Genomic DNA, 24,511 nt, shown 5'->3' with positions numbered 1-24,511 from the left:
TCGCCTGTTCGGCGACGGGCGGGGGGTGGTTGGGGTGTGGGCGGGTGAGCGGGCTTCAGGCGCCGACGTACGACGCCAGGTGCTCGCCCGTGAGCGTGGACCGGGCCGCCACGAGGTCGGCCGGGGTGCCCTCGAAGACGACGCGACCGCCGTCGTGCCCGGCGCCCGGGCCGAGGTCGACGATCCAGTCCGCGTGCGCCATGACCGCCTGGTGGTGCTCGATGACGATCACGGACTTGCCGGAGTCGACGATCCGGTCGAGCAGGCCGAGGAGGTTCTGCACGTCGGCGAGGTGCAGGCCCGTCGTCGGCTCGTCGAGGACGATCACGCCGCCCTTGTCGCCCAGGTGCGTCGCGAGCTTGAGGCGCTGGCGCTCGCCGCCGGACAGCGTGGTGAGCGGCTGGCCGAGGCTCACGTACCCGAGGCCGACGTCGTCGAGCCGCTCGAGGATCGCCTTCGCGGCGGGCACCTTGGACTCACCCGCGGAGAAGAACTCGCGCGCCTTCGAGACCGGGAGGTCGAGCACGTCGGCGATGTTCAGGCCGCCGAGCGTGTAGTCGAGCACCGCGGCCTGGAACCGCCGGCCCCCGCAGTCCTCGCACGGGGTCGAGACGGTCTCCATGAAGCCGAGCTCGGTGTAGATGACGCCCGCGCCCTTGCACTCGGGGCACGCGCCCTCGGAGTTCGCGCTGAACAGCGCGGGCTTGACCCCGTTGGCCTTGGCGAACGCCTTGCGGATGGGCTCCAGCAGCCCCGTGTACGTCGCGGGGTTGCTGCGGCGCGACCCCCGCACCGCGCCCTGGTCGATCGTCACGACGTCCTCGCGCCGCGACACCGAGCCCTCGATCAGGGAGCTCTTGCCCGACCCGGCCACGCCCGTCACGACGACGAGCACGCCGAGCGGGATGTCGACGTCGACGTCCTGGAGGTTGTGCGCGTCCGCGCCACGCACCTCCAGCGCGCCCGACGGCGACCGCACCTCGTCCTTGAGCGTCGCCCGGTCGTCGAGGTGGCGGCCCGTCACGGTGTCGCTCGCCCGGAGCCCGTCCACCGTGCCCTCGAACGTCACGTGCCCGCCGGCCGTCCCCGCGCCCGGCCCGAGGTCGACGACGTGGTCGGCGATCGTGATCGTCTCCGGCTTGTGCTCGACGACGAGGACCGTGTTGCCCTTGTCGCGCAGCTGGAGCAGGAGGCCGTTCATGCGGTCGATGTCGTGCGGGTGCAGGCCGATCGTCGGCTCGTCGAAGACGTACGTGACGTCCGTGAGCGACGACCCGAGGTGACGCAGCATCTTGATGCGCTGCGACTCGCCGCCCGACAGCGTGCCCGACGGCCGGTCGAGGCTGAGGTACCCCAGCCCGAGCTCGACGAACGACGCGAGGTTGTGGCCGAGCGCGTTGACGACGGGTGCCATGTCCGGGTCGTCGAGGTCCCTGATCCAGGCGGCCAGGTCGGTGATCTGCATCGCGCACAGGTCCGCGATGTTGACGCCGCGGATCTTCGACGAGCGCGCCGACTCCGAGAGCCGCGTCCCGCCGCAGTCGGGGCACGCCGCGAACGTCGCCGCGCGCTCGACGAACGCCCGGACGTGCGGCTGGAGCGAGTCGACGTCCTTGGAGAACATCGACTTCTGGATCTTGGGGATCAGGCCCTCGTACGTGAGGTTGATGCCCGCCGCCTTGATCTTGGTGGGCTCCTTGTAGAGGAAGTCCTGGAGCTGCTTCTCGGTGAACTCGCGGACCGGCTTGTCGCCCGGGAAGAACCCGGACTCGACGAACCCGCGCACCATCCAGCCGTCGGCCGTGTACCCCGGGACCTTGATCGCGCCGTCGAGCAGGGACTTCGAGTCGTCGAAGATCTCGGTGAGGTCGAGGTCCGAGACGGAGCCGCGACCCTCGCACCGCGGGCACATGCCGCCGTGGTAGATCGCGTTGCGCACGATCGTCTTCTCGCCCGTCGCGGACGTCATGATGCCGCTCGCCTTGCGGGCCGGGACGTTGAACGAGAACGCGGGCGGAGGCCCGATCTGCGGCTCCCCGAACCGGCTGAACAGGACCCGCAGGATCGCGTTGGCGTCGGTCACCGTGCCCACGGTGGAACGCGGGTTCGCCCCCAGGCGCTCCTGGTCCACGACGATCGCCGTCGTGAGCCCGTCGAGGACGTCGACGTCCGGGCGGTCGAGCGTCGGCATGAAGCCCTGCAGGAACGCCGGGTACGTCTCGTTGATGAGGCGCTGCGACTCCGCCGCGATCGTGTCGAACACGAGCGAGCTCTTGCCGGACCCGGAGACCCCCGTGAACACCGTGAGGCGCCGCTTGGGGATCTCGACGCTCACGTCCTGCAGGTTGTTCGACCGCGCCCCCTGGACGCGGATGACGTCGTGCCCGTCCGCGTCGCGCCGCTCCGTGGCCCGCGCCTGAGTCGTCGTTGCCGTGCTCATGATGTCTCCTCGGGTAGGGCGTCGGGTCGGGTCGTCCTGTCGAGCGTCGTACCGGGCCGAGCGTCGTGCCGGCGAGCCGCCGCACCACGCGGCGACGCGCGGACCGACCGGGTCGGCTGCGTGCAGTCTGCCCGATCGACGGTCGCGACGGCGCGTGCTTTGCGCCCGCGCGGCCGTCCCGGGTGTCGGGACCGGCCGCGCGGGCAGGACTCATCGGGGCATGCACCGTCTGACGGGAGTCACCGCGGCGTGCGTCGTACGAGCGGGTACTGGCGCCCGGCACTGTCCTGGTACCGCGCGATGCGGGGCTGCTCCGCGGCGACGCGCTGCCGCCGATGCTCGTCGTCGTCCTCCGACGTCGTGGGCTCAGGACCGCTGCTGGATGCGGATCTCGTTGCCCGCCGGGTCGCGGAACGCGCAGTCGCGCACGCCGTACGGCTGGTCGATCGGCTCCTGCACGACCTCCGCCCCCGCGGCCTCGATCCGGGCGAACGTCTCGTCGACGTCCGCCGTCGCGAGGTTCACCCCGAAGTAGGCGCCCTTCGCGACGATCTCCAGGAGCGCGCGCTTGTCCCCGTCGCTGAGACCCGGCGTCGCGGCCGGCGGGTGCAGCACGATCGCGGTGTCCGGCTGGTCGGCCGGGCCCACGGTGATCCACCGCATCCCCTCGTAGCCGACGTCGTTGCGGATCTCGAAGCCGAGGACGTCGCGGTAGAAGGCCAGCGAGGCGTCGGGGTCGGTCTGGGGCAGGAAGCTGGAGTTGATGGTGAGGTTCATGCGAACGACGCTAGGACGGTCGCCCGGAGCGCGCTTCTCGATTCCTGACCGGTCGCGTGACGCGCCGCGCGACGCACGCCGGTATCCCGTCCAGCCGCTCGGCACCCGGGTCCTGCCCGGCGGCCGGAACCCTGCCGGACACGACGTCCGCGGCCCTGGGGCCCGTCCCCGCCGTGGCGGTCGCGCGAAGCTCCGTGCTCGACCGTGCCGCGGCGTCGGACTCGGCCGCCCGACGTCGGTACACGCTCGGCGGCACTCCCACGAGCTCGGTGAAGCGCGTGCTGAACGTCCCCAGCGACGAGCACCCGACCGCGAAGCACACGTCCGTGACGCTCAGGTCACCACGCCGCAGCAGCGCCTTCGCGCGCTCGATGCGTCGCGTCATGAGGTACGCGTACACCGACTCCCCGTACGCGGCCTTGAACTCCCGGCTCAGGTGCCCGGCCGACACGTGCACGCCGGCCGCGAGCGCCGCGACGTCGAGCGGTTGCGCGTACTCGCGGTCGATCCGGTCGCGCACGCTCCGCAGCCGCGCGAGGTCGCGCAGGCGCTGGTCGTCGGGCAGGGTCGTCACGCCTCGATCGTGCCACGGCCCTACCGTGGTCTCCATGCCGAGCGACGTCCCCGCCGCGCGCCAGGCCGTCCGCGTGCTCACCTACCTCGCCGCCCAGGCCGGCCCGTCGCCCGCGGCCGCCGTCGCGCAGGGCCTCGGGCTCCCCCGGTCGACCGTCTACCACCTGCTGTCCGTCCTCGTGGACGAGGGGTTCGTGACCCACCTGCCGGAGGAGCACCGCTACGGGCTCGGGACGGCGTCCCTCGCGCTCGGCTCCGCCTACGCGCGGCAGGCACCGCTCGCCCGCCTCGCGCGACCCGTCGTCGCACGCCTCGTCGAGTCGACGGGAGAGAGCGCCCACCTCGCCGTCCTCAACGGGCGCGAGGTCCTCTACCTCGTCGAGCAGCGCGCACCGCGCCGCCCCACGCTCGTGACCGACGTCGACGTCCGCCTCCCCGCCCACCTCACCGCGAGCGGGCGTGCGGTCCTCGCGGGCCTGCCCGCCGCCCAGGTCCGCGCCCTCTTCCCCAGCGCCGCCGCGTTCGCCGACCGGACCGGCGTCGGGCCGCAGTCCCTGGGCGCGCTGCGCGAGGTCCTGCGCGGCGTCCGACAGCGCGGCTGGGCCGAGGAGGACGGCGAGGTCACCCCCGGACTCGCGTCCGTCGCCCACGCGGCGGTGGACCACACCGGCCTCCCGGTGGCCGGCATCGCCCTCACGTTCTGGGCTGACGACGCCCCGCCCGCCCGACGCGCCGAGCTCGCCGCCGCCGTCGGCCGCGCCGCCACCGAGGTGAGCCGCCGCCTCGGCGCGAGGGAGCACCCCGTTCCCCCGAAGCAGCCCCCCGGTCCGCCGAGGTAGAACCCTGGTCCCGCGAGATAGAACCTCGGTCCGCCGAAGTAGAACCGTGGTCGTGCCCGACGGCGTGTGGTCGCGTTGGGTGGTCGGGGTGGGTGGTGGTGCCGCGTCTACCATCCGCCGCTCGTTCCTCGCGGCTCCCGCCAGGCCCGCCACGACGCGGCACCACCACCCACCCCGCCCGGCGTCGTCTCGCCCTGGTCTTCGCCCACCCGTGCTGACCCCCGCGTCGTCCGTTCCGCGGCGTCCCAGCCGCGCGGGATCGGCCGCCCCGCTGAACCACCCCGCGTCGCCCATCCGATCGACACAGCCTCGCGCCTTTCGACAGGTACCACGGTCCGCCGTCGGGCATGACCACGGTTCGATCTCGCACAACCACGGTTCTACCTCAGCGGACCGAGGTTCTATCTCGCGCGACCACGGTTCAATCTCGCGGGACCAGGGTTCTACCTCGGCGGACCCGGGGGGTGCCTCGGGGCGTTGCGCGAGGAGGGCGTCCGGACTAGATTCTTCGGTGTGCCGAACTTTGATTCCCGGATGCCGGAATGCATGCCCGGGCGCCGCTCCTGACCGTCGCGGCGGGCGTCGTCGCGCTGACGCTCGCCGGGTGCTCCGCCGGGACGGACGCGGGCGGCGAGACCACCGTCGACGACGGGCGGCCGGTCGTGCTCACGACGTTCACCGTGCTCGCGGACATGGCGCAGAACGTCGCGGGCGAGCACCTCCGGGTCGAGTCGATCACGAAGGTCGGGGCAGAGATCCACGGTTACGAGCCGACGCCGGGAGACCTCCGCAGGGCGGCGGACGCGGACCTGATCCTCGACAACGGCATGGGGCTCGAGGCGTGGTTCGGGCGGTTCGTCGACGGGCTGGACGTGCCGCACGTCGTCGTGAGCGAGGGCGTGGAGCCGATCGCGCTCGGCGACGACACCGCCGAGGAGTACCAGGGCGAGGACAACCCGCACGCGTGGATGTCGCCCGTGAACGGACAGCTCTACGCGCAGAACATGGCCGACGCGTTCGCCGAGCTCGACCCGGCGCACGCCGACGACTACGCGGCGAACGCCGCGGCGTACTCGGCCGAGCTCGCGACCGTCCACGACGAGCTGACGACCGCGCTCGACACCCTTCCCGAGAACCACCGCGCGCTCGTCTCGTGCGAGGGCGCGTTCTCCTACCTCGCCCGTGACGCCGGCCTCACCGAGCAGTACCTGTGGGCCGTCAACGCCGAGCAGCAGGCGACACCGCAGTCCGTCGCGGGCACCATCGAGTTCGTCGAGGAGAACGACGTCCCGGCGGTGTTCTGCGAGTCCACCGTCTCGGACAAGGCGATGCGCCAGGTCGCGCTGGAGTCCGGTGCGGCGTTCGGCGGCACGCTCTACGTCGACTCGCTCTCCGAGCCCGACGGCCCCGTGCCGACGTACCTCGACCTCCTCCGGCACGACGTCGACACGATCGTGGCGGGCCTCACCGGCGCGACCGAGGGCGACGCGTGAGCGCGGGCGAGCGCGCGCCGTCGGGCACGCCCGCGATCGACGTGCGCGACCTCACCGTCCACTACGGCGACGTCCTCGCGCTCGACGGCGCGACCCTCGCCCTGGGGTCGGCGCACGGACCGGGGACCGTGTGCGGGCTGGTCGGGATGAACGGCTCGGGGAAGTCGACGCTGTTCAAGGCGGTCATGGGCATGGTCCGCCCGGACCGCGGCACCGTGCTGGTCGACGGCGCACCGCCCGCGCGCGCCCGGCGCGCCCAGGCCGTGGGGTACGTGCCGCAGAGCGAGGACGTCGACTGGGCGTTCCCGCTGAGCGTGCGCGACGTCGTCATGACCGGGCGCTACGGCTACCAGGGGTTCACGCGGCGCACACGCCCCGCCGACCGCGAGGCGGTCGCGCACGCGCTCGAGCGCGTCGAGCTGACGGACCTCGCCGACCGGCAGATCGGCGCGCTCTCGGGCGGGCAGCGCAAGCGCGCGTTCGTCGCGCGCGGGCTCGCGCAGGGGGCCACGATCCTGCTGCTCGACGAGCCGTTCGCGGGCGTCGACAAGCGCACCGAGGCGACGATCACCGCGCTGCTGCGCGAGCTCGCCGCCGGTGGTGCGACCGTGCTCGTCTCGACCCACGACCTGCACGCCCTGCCCGCCCTCGCGGACGAGGCTGTGCTGCTCCAGCAGCGCGTCCTGCTGCACTCGACGCCCGAGGAGGTCCTGCGGCCCGAGAACCTCGCGCTCGCGTTCGGCGTGGAGGTGGCCCCGTGACCGACCTCCTCGCCGTGCTCACCGAGCCGCTGTCGTTCGAGTTCCTGCGCACGGCCCTCGCGGTCACGGTCACCGCGGGGATCGTGTGCGGCGTGCTGTCGTGCTGGCTCGTGCTCGTCGGCTGGTCGCTCATGGGCGACGCCGTCTCGCACGCCGTGCTGCCCGGCGTCGTGCTCGCGTACGTGGTGGGAGCGCCGTTCGCGCTCGGGGCGCTCGTGTTCGGGCTGCTCGCCGTCCTGCTCATCGGCGCGGTCCGGGACACGTCACGCGTCAAGGAGGACGCCGCGATCGGGGTCGTGTTCACCACGCTGTTCGCGCTGGGCCTCGTGCTCATCTCCGTGACGCCGAGCCAGACGGACCTCAACCACATCCTGTTCGGCAACCTCCTCGGGGTGTCGCGCGCGGACCTGGTGCAGGTGCTGGTCCTCGGCGCGGTGACGCTGGCGGTCGTCGTCCTCAAGCGGCGCGACCTCACGCTCTACGCGTTCGACCCGACGCACGCGCACGCGATCGGGCTGTCGCCGCGGCGGCTCGGTGCGCTGCTGCTCGGCCTGCTCGCGCTGACCGTCGTCGTCGCGCTCCAGGCGGTCGGCGTCGTGCTCGTCGTCGCGCTGCTCATCACTCCCGGCGCGACGGCCTACCTGCTCACCGACCGGTTCTCCCGCATGCTGTGGATCTCGCCGCTCGTCGCGGCGGTGTGCGGGGTCGTGGGCATCTACGTGAGCTACTACCTCGACACGGCCTCGGGTGGCACGGTCGTCGTCGCGCTCGGCATCGCGTTCGCGCTCGCGTACCTGTTCAGCCCGCGCCACGGCCTGATCGGTTCCCGCGTCGCCGCGGCACGACGTCGTCGCCGCGTCCGGGTCTGAGCGAAGGGTCGGACACGTCGCCCACGTGCGCTGTGTGCGAAATCTCCATGAACTCGGGCCCGATTCCCTGGTGCTTCTCAGGAACACCCACCAGACTTGGGGGCATGTCAGCGAGGACGAGCGACCAGTGCGGGCCGCAGCGGACCAGGACGTCCGCCCGGTTCGCCGCAGCGAGCCTGCTCGCCCTCGCCATGATGCTCCCGCTCGGTACGACGGCCACCGCGGCCGAGGTGCAGCAGCTCATCGCCGACGCGCAGGTGCAGACCGAGACCATCGGTGACGACCTCGACCGCGTCCACGACCAGCTCCCCGCACTCCCCCCGGTGCTCCGCAACGACGTGCTCGACGCCGTCGAGTCCGTCCAGGCCGCGACCGACGAGGCCCGCTCCGCGCTCGACCGCGCGACCGACGGCGACGAGGCCGCGGACGGCCGGGCCGCCGTCGCTCTGGCCGACGCGCAGGTCGCCCTCGACGCGGCGTCCGCCCACCTCCGCCACGTGACCGACCTCGCGCACGACGCCGGTGAGGGCGTCGCCGTCGCGCTCGAGCGCCTGCAGGCGCACATCGACGTCCTCCGCGGCGAGACGACCCGCGCCGGGGTCTGACCCCACCCCGCTCTCCCGAGACCGCCCTCGAGGGTCGGCTCCACGACGGTGAGGCCGATCTCGCGGAGTTCGGCTGCCGACGCGCCCTCCGTGACGACGCTTCCTACGATGGCCAGATGCCTCGAGTCACCGGGATCGTCAAGCCGCACGAGGCGTTCCCCGGCGTCGCCCGGCTCGACCGCGCGATCAACGACTGGACCAACCGTCGAGCGCTCGGCCCCCGCGCGGACGCCGCGCTCTCACGGCTGTCCGCGGCGGCCGACCACAGCGTCCTGTGGGTCGGGACGGCCCTGGGGATCGCCACGACGGGCCGGCGCGGACGGGAGGCGGCGCTGCGCGGCTACGGCTCGCTGCTCGTCTCGAGCCTCCTGGCGAACGTCGTCGGCAAGACCGTGTTCGGCGGCGAGCGCCCGTCGCTCGAGCCGCTGCCCCTGTGGCGACGGCTCGCCGACCCACCGACGTCGCCGTCGTTCCCGTCCGGCCACTCGGCCTCGGCAGCAGCGTTCGTCACGGGCGTCGCGATCGAGTGGCCCACGCTGGGCCTCGCCCTCGCCCCGCTGGCGGGCGCGGTCGTGTACTCGCGGCTCCACACCGGCTCGCACTGGTTCTCCGACGTCGCCGCGGGCGCCGCGCTCGGAGCGGGTGTGGCGCTCGCCGGCCGGGCCCTCGTGCCCGATCGCGCCGAGCGGGGCCCGGACGTGCCCGCCGGGCCGCCCGCCGTCGTCCCGGCGCTCGACGACGGCGTGGGGCTGTTCGTCGTCGTCAACCCGGCGGCGGGATCGGGCCGTCTGCTCAAGGAGGACCCCGTCGCCGCACTGCGGGCGGATCTGCCGCGTGCCGAGGTGCACGTGCTCGGTGAGGGCGACGACCTCCGGCACCTCTTCGACGAGGCTGCCGGGCGGGGCGCCCGGGCGCTCGGGATCAGCGGCGGCGACGGGACCGTCTCCACCGCCGCGGCGGCGGCCCGCGCGCACGACCTGCCGCTCGCCGTCTTCCCTGGGGGCACCCTGAACCACTTCGCACGGGCCGCCGACCTCACCTCGATGGGCGCCACGATCGCGGCCGTGCGCACGGGCTCGGGCGTGACGATCGACGTCGCGGACCTCGAGGTCGACGGGCAGGACGGGCCGCCGAGGACCGTGCTCAACACCTTCTCGGCGGGGGTCTACCCGGAACTGGTCACGGAGCGCGAGAAGCACGAGCACCGCCTCGGCAGGTGGCCGGCGGCGGTCCTGGCCGCGGCGCGGGTGCTGCGTCGGGCCCACCGCGTGCGGATGGAGGTCGACGGGAACGAGGGCGAGTACTGGTCGCTCTTCGCCGGGGTCAACCGCTACTACCCGCAGAGCCTCGCCCCGGTCGAGCGGCGGCGGCTCGACGACGGGGTGCTCGACGTCCGCACGGCGCGGGCCGAGCGGCGAGCGAGCCGGCTGCGCACGTTCGTCGAGGTCGCAGCGGGCGACACGGGGACGCGCCTCGCGCGCCGGGTCCCGGGCGTGCGACGGCACCTCGTCGTCGACGCGACGGCGGTCCCCTCGCTCGAGCTCCGGTTCCCGGCGCGGGGCGCGGTGGTCGGTCCGGACGACCGTCCGGTGCCCGACGACGGGGCGTCGCCCGAGGCGGAGGCGTCGCCTCCGGTGGTGCTCGCGCACGACGGCGAGACGCTGTCGCTCGACGGGGTCGGGGGTGCCGGTCCGGTCGTCGTCCGTCTCACGATGCGGCCCGGCGCGGTGCGTCTCTACGCCCCGAGCGACCCGACCGACGGGTAGGAAGTCACCCCTGTACCTTTTGTCGTCTTTTCACGGACATCGGGGAGAACTCCCCCTGTTCAGACACAGACGGCATGCCCCACAATGAGGCCCGCAGTCGCGCGGGCGGTATCGCCCGCGCCCCGTCCGGACTCGACATCGTCGGCCCCACCAGAAAGCAGAACGACCATGACCCAGCAGTACCCCGCCGCCCCGCAGGCACCCGCCGGCTACGCCGCCCCGATCGAGGACCCGGGCAAGACCCTGGGCATCGTCGGCTTCGTCTTCGCGTTCATCGGCCCGCTCCTCGGCCTCATCTTCAGCATCATCGCGCGCAACAAGAGCAAGGCAGCCGGCTTCGACAACCAGCTCGCGAAGTGGGGCGTCATCCTCAGCTCGATCTTCCTCGGGCTGTACCTGCTGTTCGTCATCATCGCGATCGCCGCGGGCGCGTTCTCCGCGTCGGTCTCGACCTACTGACGTCGTCGCGCCGCCCGGCGGTGTGACGCTGAGACGGCCGCTGCCCCTGCCGGGGCGGCGGCCGTCGTCGTGACCCGTGCGACCCACGGGCCGCTGCGGGCCCCGTCCCCCTGGCCCGCCCGGACCGGTCGCGGAAGATCCCACGGCCGGGCACGGTTGAGACGGCGCACGACCGCGCCGCCGGTGAGAGCACCGGTCCGCCGACGGTCGACCGACCGCAGGAGCAGACGATGACCGACACGACTCCCCCGACCCCCGCCGGACCCGAGGGCACGACCGCAGGGCCGCCGTCGGACCCCACGACGGTCGAGCTCGGCCTCGACACGTTCGGCGACGTGACCGCAGGCCCGGACGGTGCGCTGCTCAGCGGGGCGCGCACGATCCGCGACGTCGTCGAGGAGGCGGTCCTCGCGGACCAGGTCGGGGTCGACTTCTTCGGTGTCGGGGAGCACCACCGCGCGGACTTCGCGATCAGCGCGCCGGAGGTCGTGCTCGCGGGGATCGCGACGCGGACGTCGCGCATCCGGCTCGGGTCCGCGGTGACCGTGCTCAGCTCGGACGACCCGGTGCGCGTGTTCGAGCGGTTCTCGACGCTCGACGCGCTGTCCGACGGGCGGGCGGAGGTGATCCTCGGGCGCGGGTCGTTCATCGAGTCGTTCCCGCTGTTCGGCTACGACCTCGCGGACTACGAGGTGCTGTTCGAGGAGAAGCTCGACCTGTTCGTCCACCTGCTCGACGAGGGTCCGGTCACGTGGTCGGGCACGACGCGCGCCGGGCTCGCCGACCAAGAGGTCTGGCCCAAGACGGAGAGCGGGCGGCTGCGGACCTGGGTCGGCGTGGGCGGGTCGCCCGAGTCGGTCGTGCGGACCGCGCGGCACGGGCTCGGCCTCATGCTCGCGATCATCGGCGGGGAGCCCGAGCGGTTCCGTCCCTACGTGGACCTCTACCACCGTGCCGTCGAGGAGCTCGGCAACCCGGTGCTGCCGGTCGGCGTGCACTCGCCGGGCCACGTCGCCGACACGGACGAGCAGGCTCAGGAGGAGGTCTACGAGCACTTCGCGGCGATGAACAACCGCATCGGCCGCGAGCGCGGCTGGCCCGCGTACCACCGCGGGCGCTTCGCCCACGACGTGCGCGACGGGTCGCTCTACGTCGGCTCGCCCGAGACGGTCGCGCGCAAGATCGCCCGCACGGTCCGACTCCTCGGTGCGGGCCGGTTCGACCTCAAGTACTCGACCGGCACGCTCCCCCACTCGGCCATGCTCCGCAGCATCGAGCTCTACGGCACGCAGGTCATCCCGCGCGTCCGCGAGCTCCTCGCGGAAAGCTGAGCCCCCCGCGCCCCCGCCCAGCCCGCCCCGCCCAACCCCGCGTCGAACACGACATGAGGGCCGTAATCCGGCTCATACCGGCCCTCATCGACAGCGGGTGAGGTCGTGTTCGGCGGCGGTCGCGGGTTGGCGGTCGGCGGGTCGGCTGTGAGATCGGCGGGTCAGCCGGTGGCGGCTGCGGCGAGCGCTGCGGCCTCGAGGTCCGGCGGGAGCCCGACGGCGGGGCGGTCCGCGCGCTGCGGCGTCGCCTCGCCCGCGGCGTCGAGCGCGCGGAGCCACGTCCAGGTGTCGCGCACGGTCTCGCGCACGTCCCGGGGGCGGAGCCCGAGCTCGTACGCGAGCGACGTGTCCGACCCGTGCAGCGCGTCGTGCAGCTCGCCGGGCGGGAGCCACACCGGGAGCTGGCTCCACGGCTCGATCCCGGCGGCGAGCACGACCTCCGGCTCGACCCACACGAGCTCGGCGGGCGGGTTCCCGGCCGCGGCGGCGTCGTCGGCCGTCACGGCGACGCACGCGGCGAGCAGCCCGCCCATGGTCGTGTGGCCCGGGGCGCTGACGACGTCGACCGGCCCGGACGCGCGCGCCGGGTTCGTCGAGACGTCGAGCGCGAACGCCGCGAGGTCGCGCGCGTCGACGTACTGCAACGGGAGGTCCGCCGGCCCGGGCGCGAGCACCGGCCCGCCCCGCACGACGCGCCGCAGCCACCACGGCAGGCGGCCGACGTTCTCGCGCGGGCCGAGGATCAGCCCGGCGCGCAGCAGGATCGCGCGGTCGCCGAGCGCCTCCACCGCGGCGATCTCCGCGCCCCGCTTGGCACGGGCGTAGTCGTCGTGGGTCGTGTCGTCGGGGTCGCCGTCGACGAGCGCCGCGGACTCGTCGGCACCGCGCGCGGGCGGGAACGGGTAGACCGAGCGCGAGGACACGTAGACGTACCGGCCGTCGTCGGGGATCCGGTCCGCGAGCAGCCGGGCCGCGTCGCGCACCGCGGCGGGCGCCCACGACCACGTGTCCACGACGGCGTCCCACGCGTCGTGCGCACCCGGCGCGCGCAGGGCGTCCAGGCCGTCCGCCCGGGTGCGGTCCCCGACGAGCTGCCGGACGCCGTCGGGCACGGGGGTGCTGCCGCGGTTGAGGACGGTGACGTCCCAGCCGCGGGCGAGCGCGTCGTCGACGACGGCGCGCCCCACGAAGTCGGAGCCGCCGAGGACCAGGAGACGGGTCATGGCCCTACCCTCCCGTCCCACCGGTCCGTCCGCAGCCCGTTACGCCGCGGGCAGACGACCGGCGCGCGGACGTTCCGCTCGACGCCGCCGTCTTCGAACGCGCCGCGCGTCTCTGCGCCGCCTCGTCGCTCCGCACGCCCGACGCGCTCCACCTCGCCGCCGCGCAGGTGCACGGGTGCACGGCCCTGTGGACGAACGACGCGCGGCTCGACGTCGCCGGCCGCGGGCTCGACGTGGACGTGCTCCACGGCGACTGACCCGGTCCCCGGGCGCGCACGCACCGGGCCCCCGCTCAGTCGGGGTCGGTCGGGTCCAGGGGTGCGTCGGGGTCGAGGTTGACGACGCCGCGGCGCCAGTAGCCGTGGAGGGCGAGCTGGTCGGGACGTGCGCCGCCCCGCCGCAGGTCGCGGCGCACCTGTGCGAGGTCGGTCGCCTCGCCGGCGCCGAACACGAGCTCGCCGGCGTCGAGCGGGCCCAGGGCGCGCACCGCCTCGGCGAGCTGACCCGGCCCGTCGGTGCGGTAGAGGATCTCGACCGTCGCGCGCCCGAGCTCGTCCTCGACGAAGGCCTCGTCCACGTCGTCGCCGACCTCGACGATCGCCGTCACCGGCACGTCCGGCCCGACGGCGTCGACCCAGCACGCGAGCGCGGGCAGCCCGGCCTCGTCCCCGACGAGCAGCAGCCGCGCGACGCCGTCCGGCACGGCGCGGCTCGTCGTCGGGCCCGCGAGCACGACCTCGTCGCCCTCGGTCGCGCGCGCTGCCCACGCCGAGGCGGGCCCACCGTCCCCGGTGGGCGGCGCGCCCGGGTCGGCGCCGCCGTGCAGCACCCAGTCGACGTCGACCTCGGCGACACCATCGACGGTCCGCGTCGCCCGGACCGTCAGTTCGCGCGAGATGGAGACCACACCGGTCGGGCGCTGGAGCGCGCCGTCAGCGGTCAGCGTCGGAGCGTGGAGGAGCCCGGTCGCCGGGTCGGGCAGGAAGACCTTGACGTGGTCGTCCGGGCCCGGGGCGCGCAGCGTCGCGAGCGAGGTCTCGCCCGGCCCGTCGGTGTCTGGGCCGACCGGCCGGTCGCCGTCGGGCACGAGCGGGACGGCGTCGCGGAACGTGATGCGCCGCAGCGCGCCGGACGTCTTCTGCACGGCGTGCACGCGGACGCGGCGCGGGACGAGATCGAGTCGGGTCACGGGTCGGTCGAACACCGCCCCATTCTGCGCCGAGCACGACGCCGCTGTCGTCATCCGGCCGATGACGACAGCGACGTCGTGGTCGAGGGCGCGTCACGCCGTTCTCGACGTGGGAGGCATGTCAGGCGAAGAACTCCCGGAGGTCGGCCACGACGTCCAGGGGGACCTCGAGCGACGCGTAGTGGCCGCCGCGGGGGAACTCGGACCAGTGCTCGATCCGGGCGTTGTCGCGCTCGGCGAAGGCGCGGATCGTCTGGAAGTCGTCGGCGAAGACGGCCACGCCGATGCGGCCCTGGCTCACGACCGGCTCGGCGCCGGAGCGCTGCTCCGCGTAGTGGTACCGCGCGGCGGTCGCGTAGGAGTTGGTCAGCCAGTAGAGCGTCGCCTGGGCGAGCACCTGGTCGGCGCTCACGAGGCTCGTCCCGTTGCCGAAGCTCTCGAACAGCTCGTGGTACGCGAGGACGGCGACGGGCGAGTCGGCGAGACCCGCGGCCATGGTCTGCGGCCGGGACGCGTTCATCGTGTTGTAGGCGCCCACGGACTGGAACCACTGGAGGTGGCCGAGCGCCGCGAACTCCTTCTCCCCGAAGCCGTCCATCTCGCCCGGCGCACCGGACGGGAAGGAGAAGAGCTGGAGCACGTGGGCGCCACGGAACCCCTCCGGGTCGAGGATCGCGAGCTCGCGCGAGACCAGCGCGCCGCCGTCGCTGCCGTGGGTCCCGTAGGACGCGTAGCCGAGGTCGCGCATGAGCGTGTCGTAGGCGCGGGCGACGCGCGCCATCGTCCAGTCGGCGTCGCCGACGACGGGCGTGGAGAACCCGAAGCCCGGCATGGACGGGATGACGAGGTGGAACGCGTCCTCGGGCCGGCCGCCGTGCGCGACGGGGTCGACGAGCGGGTCGATCATGTCGAGGAAGTCGAGGAACGACCCGGGGTACGTGTGCGCGAGAAGGAGCGGGGTCGCGTCCTCGTGCTGCGACCGCACGTGCAGGTAGTGGATCGGCTGGCCCTCGATCTCGGTACGGAAGCCCGGGTAGGCGTTCACCCGGTCCTCGACGGCGCGCCAGTCGAACGCCGTCCAGCGTCCGACCATGTCGCGCAGGTAGAACTCGGGCGTGCCGTAGTCCCAGGAGTCGCCGGGTGCGGCCGGCGCGAAGCGGGTCCGCTCGAGGCGCTCGCGCAGGTCGTCGAGGTCGGCCTGCGGGACGGCGACGGAGAACGGGCGGTGCTCGAGGGTCGTGCTGCTCATGATTGCCTCCTCGGTCGGGCGGGGCCTCGTGCCCTGCTCTGGTACCGACTCTAGGGAGGGTTCAGGAACAGTTGTTTCCGTTATTCTGACCGGGTTCTGATCTTCTTCCGACGACCCTCGGGGAGACCTCGTGGCCTCCACCTCGGCCCGCATGCTCACGCTGCTCGGCCTGCTCCAGTCGCGGCCCGACTGGTCGGGCGCCGAGCTCGCCGCGCGCCTCGACGTCACGGACCGCACCGTCCGCAACGACGTCGCCCGGCTGCGCGAGCTCGGCTACCCCGTGGACGCCGTGCGCGGCCCGGGCGGTCGGTACCGGCTGGGCGCCGGCGCGCGGCTCCCCCCGCTCCTGCTCGACGACGCCGAGGCCGTCGCGGTCGCCGTCGGGCTGCGAGCCGCGACCGGCACCGCGGGCTTCGAGGAGTCCGGGGCGTCCGCGCTCGCCAAGCTCGAACAGGTCATGCCCGAGAGGCTGCGCCGCCGACTCGTCGCGCTGCGGTCCGCGAGCGCCGCCGGGCCGGCGAACACCGACTCGAACGTCGAGGACCCGGTCGTCGACCCGGACACGCTGACCGCCCTCGCCGACGCCGTGCGCGACCACCAGGGCCTGCGCTGCTTCTACCAGGACGAGCCGATCGATCTCGAGCCGCACCGCCTCGTCGCGTGGCAGCGCCGCTGGTTCCTCGTCGCGCGCGACCCGGCGACCGGCGCGTGGGCTCCGTACCGCGTCGACTGGCTCGTGCTGCGGGTCCCCGGCGGGCGACGCTTCACGCCGGTGGACTTCCCCGGCGACATGACCGAGTTCGTCGTGCGGGAGGTCGCGCGCACGGGGTGGGCCGTGCACGCCCGGGTCGTCGTCGACGCGCCCGCCGAGGAGGTGCTGCGGCGCATCAACCCGACGGTCGGCACCGTCGAGCCGCTCGGCGACGACCGCTGCGTCCTCGTCACCGGCGGCGACAGCGTCGAGGTCGTCGCGGTGTGGGTCGGCATGCTCGGCCTCGACTTCCACGTGACGGAGCCGCAGGCTCTCGTCGACCACGTCCGCACCCTCACCGCCCGGTACGCCCGCGCGACGCCCGACTGACTCGTCGGGGCGGTCTGCACCCGCCCCACCCCCGGCGTGAGGCCCGACGGCGGCGCTCGCCCGCGGGTGGGCGCGCCTAGCGTGGGCGGGATGGACGTGGAGGTGCGCTCCGCCGTCGGGCGCTACGACGACTTCGCCACCGTGGTGGGCCCGCGGAAGGCAGGGGTGCGCGGGTGCTGGTGCATGTCCTACCGCGACAGCCGCGTCAGCGCCGAGGACCGCCCCGCGTTCATGGCCGGCCTGTGCGAGAGCGACCCCGGGCCGGGCGTGCTCGCGTACGTCGACGGCGAGGTCGCGGGCTGGTGCTCGGTCGCGCCGCGCAGCACCTACCGGCGGCTGATGAACGCCCGGACCATCCCGTTCGTCGACGACCTCGACGCGTGGAGCGCGGTGTGCTTCGTCGTCCGGGCCGGGTACCGGCGCCGGGGGCTGATGCACGACCTGCTCGCCGGCGCGGTCGAGCACGCCGCCGCGCACGGCGCGCCCGCGGTCGAGGGCTACCCCGTCGACGCGGGCGGCGAGCGCGTCGACGTGATCTCCGGGTACGTCGGCACCGTCGCGCTGTTCGAGAAGGCGGGGTTCGTGCGTGCTGCCCCGACCACGGGCGTCAGCGGCGGCGTGCCGCGCGTCGTGATGCGCCGCGCGCTCGGCTGAGCGCGCCCGGTCAGGACGGCCCGGTGCCCCACGGGTCGACGACGGCCACGCCGGTGCCGATGAAATCGCGGACGTTGCGCGTCGCGAGCGTCGCGCCGTGCACGCGGCAGATCGCGCCGATCTGTGCGTCGGCCATGCTCATAGGCCGCCCCGCTCGCTCGCGGAGCGCGAGGAGGGTGCCACCGACGCGCGCGGCGTCGGCGTCGTACGCGAGCACCCGGTCCGAGAAGGTCGTGGTGACGTGCTCCTCGATGAGCGCGGCGAGGCGGTCCCGGCGCCGCCCCTCGGGGAGCCGGGCCACGCCGTGGACGATCTCGCCGACGGTGACGGCCGTGATCCACAACGCCTCCGGAGCCTGCGCGTCGAGCCAGCGGAGCACGCGCGCCTCGGGTACCGGGCGAATCGCCTCGGACACCACGTTCGTGTCGAGGACGATCACGCGTCCGCGACCTCGCGGTCCGACCCGCCCGGCTCGTCGGAGAAGTCGACGGCGCGTCCGTGCTCCGAGCGCGGGGGCAGGTCGAGCTCGACCGTCAGCCCGGCGTCGGCGAACGAGCTGTGGATGAAGGTGCCGAGCCCGCGTTCCAACCCGCTCGGTGCCGTCACCGCAGACGTGAGGATCGCGCGGATCTCCGCCTCCATGGACCGGCCGTGCTCTGCGGCCCGGGCGCGCAGCCGTTCGCGCACGTCGTCGTCGAGCCCTCGGATCGTCAGCGTCGCCATCTCGACCACCTCCGAGAGCCATGCTAGCAAAATGACAGCACTGTCCGCCAGGGTCGTCCCGCCCTCGGGCGCAATGAGGTTGCGGCGGCTTGAGAGAATGGACCGTCGTGAGTACCGAGCCCGCAGCGAACCCGCCTGACGTGCGCCCTCCCCAGCGGGACGGCGCCGCCGAGGGGACCCCGCGCACGGCGCGGCCGCGCCGTGGGAACCGCCGCGGGAACCGCCGGGGACGCGCCCAGGGCGACCGGGCGACGTCGGGCACGACGACGAGCGCCGCGGCGACGACACCGCGCGGCCGAGGCGACCGCGTGACGTCGGGTGTGCGGCAGGTGAGCCGCGCGCAGCTCGAGCGGGCCGCGCAGGCACGCGAGGCCGTGACGGTCCCGCCGATCACGTACCCCGAGCAGCTCCCCGTCAGCGCGCGGCGCGCGGACATCGCCGCCGCGATCCGCGACCACCAGGTCGTCATCGTCGCGGGCGAGACGGGCTCCGGGAAGACGACGCAGCTCCCCAAGATCGCGCTCGAGCTCGGCCGTGGCCGCACGGGGCAGGTCGGGCACACGCAGCCCCGGCGCATCGCGGCCCGCACGGTCGCGGAGCGCATCGCGGAGGAGCTCGGCACGGAGCTCGGCGGGGTCGTCGGGTACCAGGTGCGGTTCACGGACACGTCGAGCGCGGACACGCTCGTCAAGGTCATGACCGACGGGATCCTGCTCGCGCAGATCCAGCGCGACCCGGAGCTCCTCGCGTACGACACGATCATCGTGGACGAGGCGCACGAGCGATCCCTCAACATCGACTTCCTGCTCGGCTACCTCGCGCGGCTCCTGCCGCGCCGCCCCGACCTCAAGCTGATCATCACGTCGGCGACGATCGACTCCGAGCGCTTCGCGCACCACTTCTCCCCCGCGCACCTGGCCGCGCTGGGCGGCGCGCCGGACTACGTGATCGACGCGCTGCCCGACGCCGCGCCCGTCGTCGAGGTGTCCGGCCGCACCTACCCGGTCGAGATCCGGTACCGGCCGCTGTCCCCCGACGTCGACCCCGGGTCCGGAAAGGCGAAGGGTCGCGCCGGCGCCGAGGAGAAGGACCTCGTGACCGGCATCGTCGACGCGTGCGACGAGCTCATGCGCGAGGGACCGGGCGACATCCTCGTGTTCCTGTCCGGCGAGCGCGAGATCCACGACGCCGCCGACGCGCTCACCGGTCACCTCAAGGACCGCGTCACCGACCCGAAGCACCCGCAGCGCGTCGAGATCCTGCCGCTGTACGCGCGGCTGTCGTCGGCCGAGCAGCACCGCGTGTTCCAGGCGCACTCCTCGCGGCGCATCGTGCTCGCGACGAACGTCGCCGAGACCTCGCTGACCGTGCCGGGCATCCACTACGTCGTCGACCCGGGCACCGCGCGCATCTCGCGGTACTCCAAGGCGACGAAGGTCCAGCGGCTCCCCATCGAGCCCGTGTCGCAGGCGAGCGCCAACCAGCGCTCCGGCCGCTCGGGCCGCGTCGCCGACGGCATCGCGATCCGGCTCTACTCCGAGGACGACTTCGACTCCCGGCCCGAGTTCACCGAGCCCGAGATCCTGCGCACGTCGCTCGCGTCCGTGCTGCTCCAGATGATCTCCGTCGGCGTCGTCGAGACCCCCGACGAGGTCGCCCGATTCCCGTTCGTCGAGCCCCCGGACACGCGCGCCGTGCGCGACGGCGTCCAGCTCCTCACCGAGCTCGGCGCCCTCGCCTCGTCCGACGGCGTCACGCGCCTCACCGAGGTCGGACGGGTACTCGCGCAGCTCCCCATGGACCCGCGCCTCGCCCGCATGATCTGGGAGGGGTCGAAGCTCGGCGTCGCGCGCGAGGTCGCGATCATCGCCGCCGTCATGTCGATCCAGGACCCGCGCGAGCGCCCCGCCGAGGTCCGCGCACAGGCCGACCAGGCGCACGCGCGCTTCACCGACCCGCACTCCGACTTCCTCACGTACCTCAACGTCTGGGAGTACGTCCGCGAGCAGCAGCACGAGCTCTCGTCGTCGGCCTTCCGCCGTCTCTGCAAGGCCGAGTACCTCAACTTCCTGCGCATCCGCGAGTGGCAGGACGTCGTCGCCCAGCTCCGCGAGATGTCCAAGCCCCTCGGCATCGACATGTCGTACCGCCCCCGCGCGCGTCACGGGTCGGCTACCGCGGGCGACGCGGTGTCGACGCCCGGGCGACCGGCAGGACGAGCGGTGGGGGCGGCGGCGGATGCGACAGAGCGTCAAGCCGCGCTCGTGAACTCACGGCCGAATGACCAGGGCGACGGCGCGGCAGCTCCGAGCACCGACGCCGCCCCCACCGCGGACCCGACCACGACAGCCGACCCGAGCGCCCCGTACAAGCGGGCCTGGGACGGCGACACGATCCATCGTGCGCTGCTGTCCGGCCTGCTGTCGCAGATCGGGATGCAGGACACGGGCGACGTGAAGGCGTCGTCGGTCGCGCACCTCAAGGGCGAGGCGCGGGCCAAGGCGCTACGGCGCGCGCAGAAGCAGGCCCGCAACGAGTACACCGGCGCGCGCGGCGCCCGGTTCGCGATCTTCCCCGGGTCGCCGCTGAGCAAGAAGCCGCCGGCGTGGATCATGGCGGGCGAGCTCGTCGAGACGTCGCGGCTGTGGGCGCGCGACGTCGCCCGGATCCAGCCCGAGTGGGCCGAGGACCTCGCGGGCGACCTCGCGCGGCGCACGTACTCCGAGCCGCACTGGTCGACCAAGCGCGGCGCGGCGATCGCGACCGAGAAGGTGCTGCTGTACGGCGTCCCCATCGTCGCGGACCGCAAGGTCCTGTACGCGAAGGTCGACCCCGAGGCCGCACGCGAGATGTTCGTGCGGCACGCACTCGTGCAGGGCGAGTGGACGACGCACCACCAGTTCTTCCACGAGAACCGCCGCCTCCTCGAGGAGGCCGAGGAGCTCGAGGCGCGCTCGCGCCAGCGCGGTCTGGTCATCGACGACGACGCACTGTTCGCCTTCTACGACGAGCGCGTGCCCGACGACGTCGTGTCCGCCGCGCACTTCGACCGCTGGTGGAAGGGTGCGCGCCGCAGCGACCCCGACCTGCTCACCTTCACGCTCGAACAGCTCGTGCCCGACGCCGAGCAGATCGACACCTCCCAGTTCCCCGAGACCTGGCCCCAGGGCGAGCTCACCCTCCCGCTCACGTACCAGTTCCAGCCCGGGACCGAGGCCGACGGCGTCACCGCGCACGTCCCGATCTCGGTCCTCAACCGCGTCGTCCCCGACGGGTTCGACTGGATGGTGCCCGGCCTGCTCGACGAGCTCGCCACGGCGACGATCCGCTCGCTGCCCAAGCCGGTCCGCGTCCAGCTCGTGCCCGCGCCGGACGTCGCGCGCGAGGTCGTCGCCTGGCTGCGCGCGCACACGCCCGCGTGGGAGGACATGGCCCGCGCGGGCGACATGGCCGAGCCGTTCCACGTCGCGTTCACGCGCGCCGTCCGCGCCCTGCGCGACGTCGTCATCCCCGACGACGCGTGGAGCCCCGAGCAGGAGGCGCGCCTCCCGGCGCACCTGCGCATGACGTTCCGCGTCGAGGACCCCCGCGGCCGCGGCGGGTCCGTCGTCCTCGACGAGTCGAAGGACCTCCTCGCGCTCCAGCGCCGTCTCGCCGCCCAGAACCAGGCCGCGGTCCGCGCGGCGGTCAAGGGCGCGGTGGGTGCTGCTCTTCGCGAGGCGGCTTCGGGAGCGGTTCCGGGGTCGGGTGCGTCGGTCTCTGGGTCGGGTTCGGCGGCGGAGGGCTCACCTTCCCGCAGCCAGGGCTCGTCGCCCGACGGCGCACGGTCGCCGGGGGCGACCGGCTCACCAGGGCGAGCAGCCGGACGAGCGGTGGGGGCGGCGTCGGATGCGACAGAGCGTCAAGCCGCGCTCGTGAACCCGCGCCCGAACGACCGCGGCGACGGCGCGGCAGCTCCGAGCACCGACGCCACCCCCACCGCGGACGCGACCACGGCCGCCCTGGTGACCGAACGCGCGAACCTGACCACCTGGCCCGACGACCTGAGCGACGGCCGACTCCCGGCGACGGTGTCGACGGACCTCGGGGGTGGGGTGGTCGTGCGGGGGTACCCCGCGGTCGTCGAGGAGCAGGACGCGAAGGGGAAGCCCACGGTCGCGCTGCGCGTGCTGGCCGACCCGAATGCGCAGGCGCGCGAGCACGCGCGGGGGGTGCGGCGTCTGCTGCTGTCCGAGACGGCGCTCCAGACGGGGCGCATCACGAGCCGGTGGAACGGGACGCAGTCGCTCACGCTGGCGGCCAGCCCGTACCGGAACACGGACGCGCTCGTCGCCGACCTGCAGCTCGCCGCGGTGATCGCGCTGACGAGCGGGGGCAGCGGGCCGTACGGGAAGCAGCCGGACGCCGCGACGATCCGCGACGCCGAGGCCTACGCGGCCGCGCGCACGTTCGTCCGGTCGCACCTGGAGGAGCACGTGCACCAGGTGGTCGGGCACGTCGTCGCCGCGCTCACGGCGTCGCGGAACCTCGACGCGGAGATCCGCGCGTCGAACAGCCTCGCGCTGCTCAACACGCTCACGGACCTGCGCGACCAGGCCGCGGACCTGGTCCACGACGGCTTCGTCTCCCAGACCCCGCCCCGCCGCCTGCCGCACCTGACGCGCTACCTGCGCGCGGCGTCATACCGGCTGGAGAAGGCGCAGGGCAACCCGCACCGCGACGCCGAGCTCGCGTGGCGCGTGCACGACGTCGAGGAGGCCTACCAGCGCGCCCGCGCCGCCTACGCGCAGGGCCCGGCCGACCCCGTCCGCGCGGCGGACCTGGCCGAGGTCCGGTGGCTGGTCGAGGAACTGCGCGTGTCGCTGTTCGCGCAACAGCTCGGCACCGACGGCCCGGTGAGCGAGAAGCGGATCCGCAAGCTGCTCACCCCCGACGGTTGGTGACGGCTCGATCGCTGGCGTGGCCTCGCTGAGCAGACCGGCGGGCACGCTAGAGCCTGGGAAAGTCACGCACCTCTCGCCGAAGTCGGCGCCGTCGCACACGCCAGAGAATCTCGGCGGTCTGCCGCTCCATCCAGACGCCGTCGCTGTGCTCGTCGGGCGAATCGGGTGCGAGCACGAGCTCGCTCCGTGTCTGCGTCGAGCCGGCAAAGGTCAGGACGAGGCGACTGGGTCCGCGGACCGTGGCAACCGCGGTGGCGAGCCGATCGCGGAGCTCGTCCGGCTTCTCGTCCGGCTCATACTCGAACGTCACTCCTACGTGGGAGCCGAACTGCAGCGCGAAGACCTCCTCGCCGCGGTGGACGAGCACCCGCGCGACACGCTCAGGCGCTCCGACCGGGCTCATGACGACGCAGAGGCCGTCGGATTCGTCGTCGAACTCCCACACGATGTCGTCGTACCCGGCCATCAGCTCTGGAACGAGTTCCCGGAGAGCCGCCCCGGCAGGAGTCTGTGCGCTCACACCGGACAGTGCACCAGAGTGCCGGGGCCACCGCTACCACGCGGCTGCTGCTCGCACTCGGCGCTGCTGGCCCACACTCCTCGCCATCGTGGTCAGCACGTCACGTAGACGTAGCCGGGGTCGTCGGGGGTGACGAGGTCGCGGTCGCGCAGGACGGTGAGCGGGGCGCGGTCGTCCCGGGCGCAGACGTCGTCGAAGGTGAGGCCCGCGGCGCCGAGAGCGTCGGGGTACTCGACCTGGAGCACGTGGTCGCCGTAGACGTCGGTGTAGGCGGAGCACTCGTCGAAGACCGCGCACTCCTCGGTGACGGCGAAGTCGAAGCCGAGGTCATCGCGCGCGACCCCCGCGATCTCCGCCGCGTTCTTCTGCGCGACCGCGAGCCCGGCGTCGTGCGCGAGGCCGACGTACGTGCGCGCGAGCGCGTGGGCGCCGTCCTCGTCGATCGCGTCGAACCGTGTCCACGTGTCGAGGTTGTCGATCTCGACGGCGTCGAACCCGTCGTCCGCGCAGCCCGACACCACGGGGCCGAGGATCGCGAGGATCCCCTCGCGCTGCACGGCGGTGGACGGGTCGAGGACGTGCTCGTCCGGCCAGTCGGGGTCGACGACGGGCTCTCCGGCGGCGTCGTGGAGCAGCAGGTCCTCGTGGTCGGCCCACAGGGCGGCGGCGTCGGGCTGGGTCTGGAACCCGTTCACGTAGCAGACCGAGTACGCGCCCGGCAGCGGCGCGGCGCCTGCGTCGCGCACGACGACGTCCGGCGTGACCGGGCCGGAGCCGGTATCGACCGTCTCGGAGGGCCCTCCGAGCTGGTAGTCCAGCGTCCCGTCCACCGGCGGGAGCGCCGGTGCAGAGGGCCCGGGCACCGGACCCGTCGCCGGTCGCGTCTCCGGCCCGCCGTCGGGTGCCGTCGCGCACGCCCCGAGCAGCACGACGACGGCCACGGCCCCGGCGAGCGACCGGGCGGCACCGCGTGGGTCCGGCACGTGCACCACCTCCCGGGCGACCGTACCCGCGCC

The 24,511-nt window shown here is 73.8% G+C and carries 21 protein-coding genes and 1 pseudogene; 12 read left to right on the top strand and 10 right to left on the bottom strand.

Annotated elements, in window-relative coordinates:
• Positions 1–55: 55 nt before the first annotated feature.
• From FIC82_RS03280 to FIC82_RS21355, 3 genes are all read right to left on the bottom strand, one after another.
• A complete protein-coding gene (locus tag FIC82_RS03280; protein WP_154797543.1) occupies positions 56–2,440 on the bottom strand; it encodes an ATP-binding cassette domain-containing protein in 2,385 nt (794 codons plus the stop codon).
• Between the two features lie 366 nt (positions 2,441–2,806).
• Complete coding sequence (locus FIC82_RS03275) at positions 2,807–3,217, bottom strand: VOC family protein (RefSeq protein ID WP_154797542.1); 411 nt, start codon at positions 3,215–3,217, stop codon at positions 2,807–2,809.
• A gap of 10 nt (positions 3,218–3,227) precedes the next feature.
• Positions 3,228–3,791, bottom strand: a complete 564-nt coding sequence (locus FIC82_RS21355) for a helix-turn-helix transcriptional regulator (protein ID WP_472843488.1) — start codon at positions 3,789–3,791, stop codon at positions 3,228–3,230.
• A gap of 34 nt (positions 3,792–3,825) precedes the next feature.
• Between FIC82_RS21355 and FIC82_RS03265 the strand changes: the two genes are divergently transcribed.
• The 8 genes from FIC82_RS03265 (at position 3,826) to FIC82_RS03230 (ending at position 11,913) form a co-directional block, all read left to right on the top strand.
• Positions 3,826–4,629 (top strand): IclR family transcriptional regulator, encoded by an 804-nt coding sequence (locus tag FIC82_RS03265; protein WP_154797540.1) that lies wholly within the window; start codon positions 3,826–3,828, stop codon positions 4,627–4,629.
• Positions 4,630–5,171: 542 nt separating this feature from the next.
• Positions 5,172–6,122 carry a metal ABC transporter substrate-binding protein gene (locus tag FIC82_RS03260; protein ID WP_154797539.1) on the top strand — a complete coding sequence of 317 codons (951 nt, stop codon included), beginning with the start codon at positions 5,172–5,174 and terminating at the stop codon, positions 6,120–6,122.
• Entirely contained in the window at positions 6,119–6,883 is a 765-nt protein-coding gene (locus FIC82_RS03255; RefSeq protein ID WP_168731449.1) for a metal ABC transporter ATP-binding protein, read from the top strand. Before FIC82_RS03260 ends, FIC82_RS03255 begins: the two co-directional genes overlap by 4 nt.
• The gene (locus FIC82_RS03250) at positions 6,880–7,752 is read left to right on the top strand and encodes a metal ABC transporter permease (RefSeq protein WP_253691387.1); all 873 of its coding nucleotides are present in this window, start codon (positions 6,880–6,882) and stop codon (positions 7,750–7,752) included. Before FIC82_RS03255 ends, FIC82_RS03250 begins: the two co-directional genes overlap by 4 nt.
• Positions 7,753–7,856: 104 nt before the next feature.
• Complete coding sequence (locus tag FIC82_RS03245; protein ID WP_154797538.1) at positions 7,857–8,357, top strand: hypothetical protein; 501 nt, start codon at positions 7,857–7,859, stop codon at positions 8,355–8,357.
• A 116-nt stretch (positions 8,358–8,473) separates the two neighbouring features.
• Positions 8,474–10,123, top strand: coding sequence for a bifunctional phosphatase PAP2/diacylglycerol kinase family protein (locus FIC82_RS03240; RefSeq protein WP_154797537.1), 1,650 nt, complete (start codon positions 8,474–8,476; stop codon positions 10,121–10,123).
• Positions 10,124–10,291: 168 nt separating this feature from the next.
• On the top strand, positions 10,292–10,582 hold the full coding sequence (locus FIC82_RS03235) for a DUF4190 domain-containing protein (RefSeq protein WP_154797536.1): 291 nt from the start codon (positions 10,292–10,294) through the stop codon (positions 10,580–10,582).
• A 230-nt stretch (positions 10,583–10,812) separates the two neighbouring features.
• The gene (locus FIC82_RS03230) at positions 10,813–11,913 is read left to right on the top strand and encodes an LLM class flavin-dependent oxidoreductase (RefSeq protein WP_154797535.1); all 1,101 of its coding nucleotides are present in this window, start codon (positions 10,813–10,815) and stop codon (positions 11,911–11,913) included.
• A 161-nt stretch (positions 11,914–12,074) separates the two neighbouring features.
• Here the strand turns inward: FIC82_RS03230 and FIC82_RS03225 are convergent, their stop codons facing one another.
• Complete coding sequence (locus FIC82_RS03225; RefSeq protein ID WP_154797534.1) at positions 12,075–13,136, bottom strand: NAD-dependent epimerase/dehydratase family protein; 1,062 nt, start codon at positions 13,134–13,136, stop codon at positions 12,075–12,077.
• 83 nt (positions 13,137–13,219) lie between these two features.
• Between FIC82_RS03225 and FIC82_RS21320 the strand changes: the two are divergent.
• Positions 13,220–13,393: pseudogene (locus FIC82_RS21320) on the top strand (type II toxin-antitoxin system VapC family toxin); the annotation flags it as partial.
• A gap of 35 nt (positions 13,394–13,428) precedes the next feature.
• Here the strand turns inward: FIC82_RS21320 and FIC82_RS03215 are convergent.
• The gene (locus tag FIC82_RS03215; protein ID WP_168731448.1) at positions 13,429–14,340 is read right to left on the bottom strand and encodes a siderophore-interacting protein; all 912 of its coding nucleotides are present in this window, start codon (positions 14,338–14,340) and stop codon (positions 13,429–13,431) included.
• A 106-nt stretch (positions 14,341–14,446) separates the two neighbouring features.
• Positions 14,447–15,574, bottom strand: coding sequence for an epoxide hydrolase family protein (locus tag FIC82_RS03210; protein ID WP_154797532.1), 1,128 nt, complete (start codon positions 15,572–15,574; stop codon positions 14,447–14,449).
• Between the two features lie 130 nt (positions 15,575–15,704).
• Here FIC82_RS03210 and FIC82_RS03205 point away from each other — a divergent pair, with 130 nt between their 5' ends.
• Complete coding sequence (locus FIC82_RS03205) at positions 15,705–16,655, top strand: helix-turn-helix transcriptional regulator (RefSeq protein WP_168731447.1); 951 nt, start codon at positions 15,705–15,707, stop codon at positions 16,653–16,655.
• 90 nt (positions 16,656–16,745) lie between these two features.
• Positions 16,746–17,309, top strand: a complete 564-nt coding sequence (locus FIC82_RS03200) for a GNAT family N-acetyltransferase (protein WP_154797531.1) — start codon at positions 16,746–16,748, stop codon at positions 17,307–17,309.
• Between the two features lie 10 nt (positions 17,310–17,319).
• Here FIC82_RS03200 and FIC82_RS03195 read toward each other — a convergent pair whose 3' ends face one another.
• The gene (locus tag FIC82_RS03195; protein WP_168731446.1) at positions 17,320–17,748 is read right to left on the bottom strand and encodes a type II toxin-antitoxin system VapC family toxin; all 429 of its coding nucleotides are present in this window, start codon (positions 17,746–17,748) and stop codon (positions 17,320–17,322) included.
• The gene (locus FIC82_RS03190; protein ID WP_154797530.1) at positions 17,745–18,032 is read right to left on the bottom strand and encodes a FitA-like ribbon-helix-helix domain-containing protein; all 288 of its coding nucleotides are present in this window, start codon (positions 18,030–18,032) and stop codon (positions 17,745–17,747) included. Before FIC82_RS03190 ends, FIC82_RS03195 begins: the two co-directional genes overlap by 4 nt.
• Before the next feature lie 308 nt (positions 18,033–18,340).
• Here FIC82_RS03190 and hrpA point away from each other — a divergent pair, with 308 nt between their 5' ends.
• Positions 18,341–22,975 (top strand): ATP-dependent RNA helicase HrpA, encoded by a 4,635-nt coding sequence (hrpA, locus tag FIC82_RS03185; protein ID WP_418884341.1) that lies wholly within the window; start codon positions 18,341–18,343, stop codon positions 22,973–22,975.
• Positions 22,976–23,021: 46 nt separating this feature from the next.
• Here hrpA and FIC82_RS03180 read toward each other — a convergent pair whose 3' ends face one another.
• Positions 23,022–23,495 (bottom strand): hypothetical protein, encoded by a 474-nt coding sequence (locus FIC82_RS03180; RefSeq protein ID WP_154797528.1) that lies wholly within the window; start codon positions 23,493–23,495, stop codon positions 23,022–23,024.
• Positions 23,496–23,587: 92 nt separating this feature from the next.
• A complete protein-coding gene (locus FIC82_RS03175) occupies positions 23,588–24,478 on the bottom strand; it encodes an endo alpha-1,4 polygalactosaminidase (RefSeq protein ID WP_168731445.1) in 891 nt (296 codons plus the stop codon).
• Positions 24,479–24,511: the final 33 nt, after the last annotated feature.

This window comes from Cellulosimicrobium protaetiae (assembly GCF_009708005.2).
GTDB classification, from domain to species: domain Bacteria; phylum Actinomycetota; class Actinomycetes; order Actinomycetales; family Cellulomonadaceae; genus Cellulosimicrobium; species Cellulosimicrobium protaetiae.
The sequence above is the reverse complement of the archived record's forward strand: the minus strand, read 5'-3'. Positions and strand labels throughout refer to the sequence as shown.

What these genes read in the sequence shown, in the direction of transcription:
- FIC82_RS03200 (WP_154797531.1), top strand. Translation starts at nt 16,746, where the DNA reads ATGGACGTGGAGGTGCGCTCCGCCGTCGGGCGCTACGACGACTTCGCC.
- FIC82_RS03190 (WP_154797530.1), bottom strand. Translation starts at nt 18,032, where the DNA reads ATGGCGACGCTGACGATCCGAGGGCTCGACGACGACGTGCGCGAACGG.
- FIC82_RS03240 (WP_154797537.1), top strand. Translation starts at nt 8,474, where the DNA reads ATGCCTCGAGTCACCGGGATCGTCAAGCCGCACGAGGCGTTCCCCGGC.
- FIC82_RS03275 (WP_154797542.1), bottom strand. Translation starts at nt 3,217, where the DNA reads ATGAACCTCACCATCAACTCCAGCTTCCTGCCCCAGACCGACCCCGAC.
- FIC82_RS03245 (WP_154797538.1), top strand. Translation starts at nt 7,857, where the DNA reads ATGTCAGCGAGGACGAGCGACCAGTGCGGGCCGCAGCGGACCAGGACG.
- FIC82_RS03280 (WP_154797543.1), bottom strand. Translation starts at nt 2,440, where the DNA reads ATGAGCACGGCAACGACGACTCAGGCGCGGGCCACGGAGCGGCGCGAC.
- FIC82_RS03225 (WP_154797534.1), bottom strand. Translation starts at nt 13,136, where the DNA reads ATGACCCGTCTCCTGGTCCTCGGCGGCTCCGACTTCGTGGGGCGCGCC.
- FIC82_RS03265 (WP_154797540.1), top strand. Translation starts at nt 3,826, where the DNA reads ATGCCGAGCGACGTCCCCGCCGCGCGCCAGGCCGTCCGCGTGCTCACC.
- FIC82_RS03230 (WP_154797535.1), top strand. Translation starts at nt 10,813, where the DNA reads ATGACCGACACGACTCCCCCGACCCCCGCCGGACCCGAGGGCACGACC.
- FIC82_RS03260 (WP_154797539.1), top strand. Translation starts at nt 5,172, where the DNA reads ATGCATGCCCGGGCGCCGCTCCTGACCGTCGCGGCGGGCGTCGTCGCG.
- FIC82_RS03235 (WP_154797536.1), top strand. Translation starts at nt 10,292, where the DNA reads ATGACCCAGCAGTACCCCGCCGCCCCGCAGGCACCCGCCGGCTACGCC.
- FIC82_RS03210 (WP_154797532.1), bottom strand. Translation starts at nt 15,574, where the DNA reads ATGAGCAGCACGACCCTCGAGCACCGCCCGTTCTCCGTCGCCGTCCCG.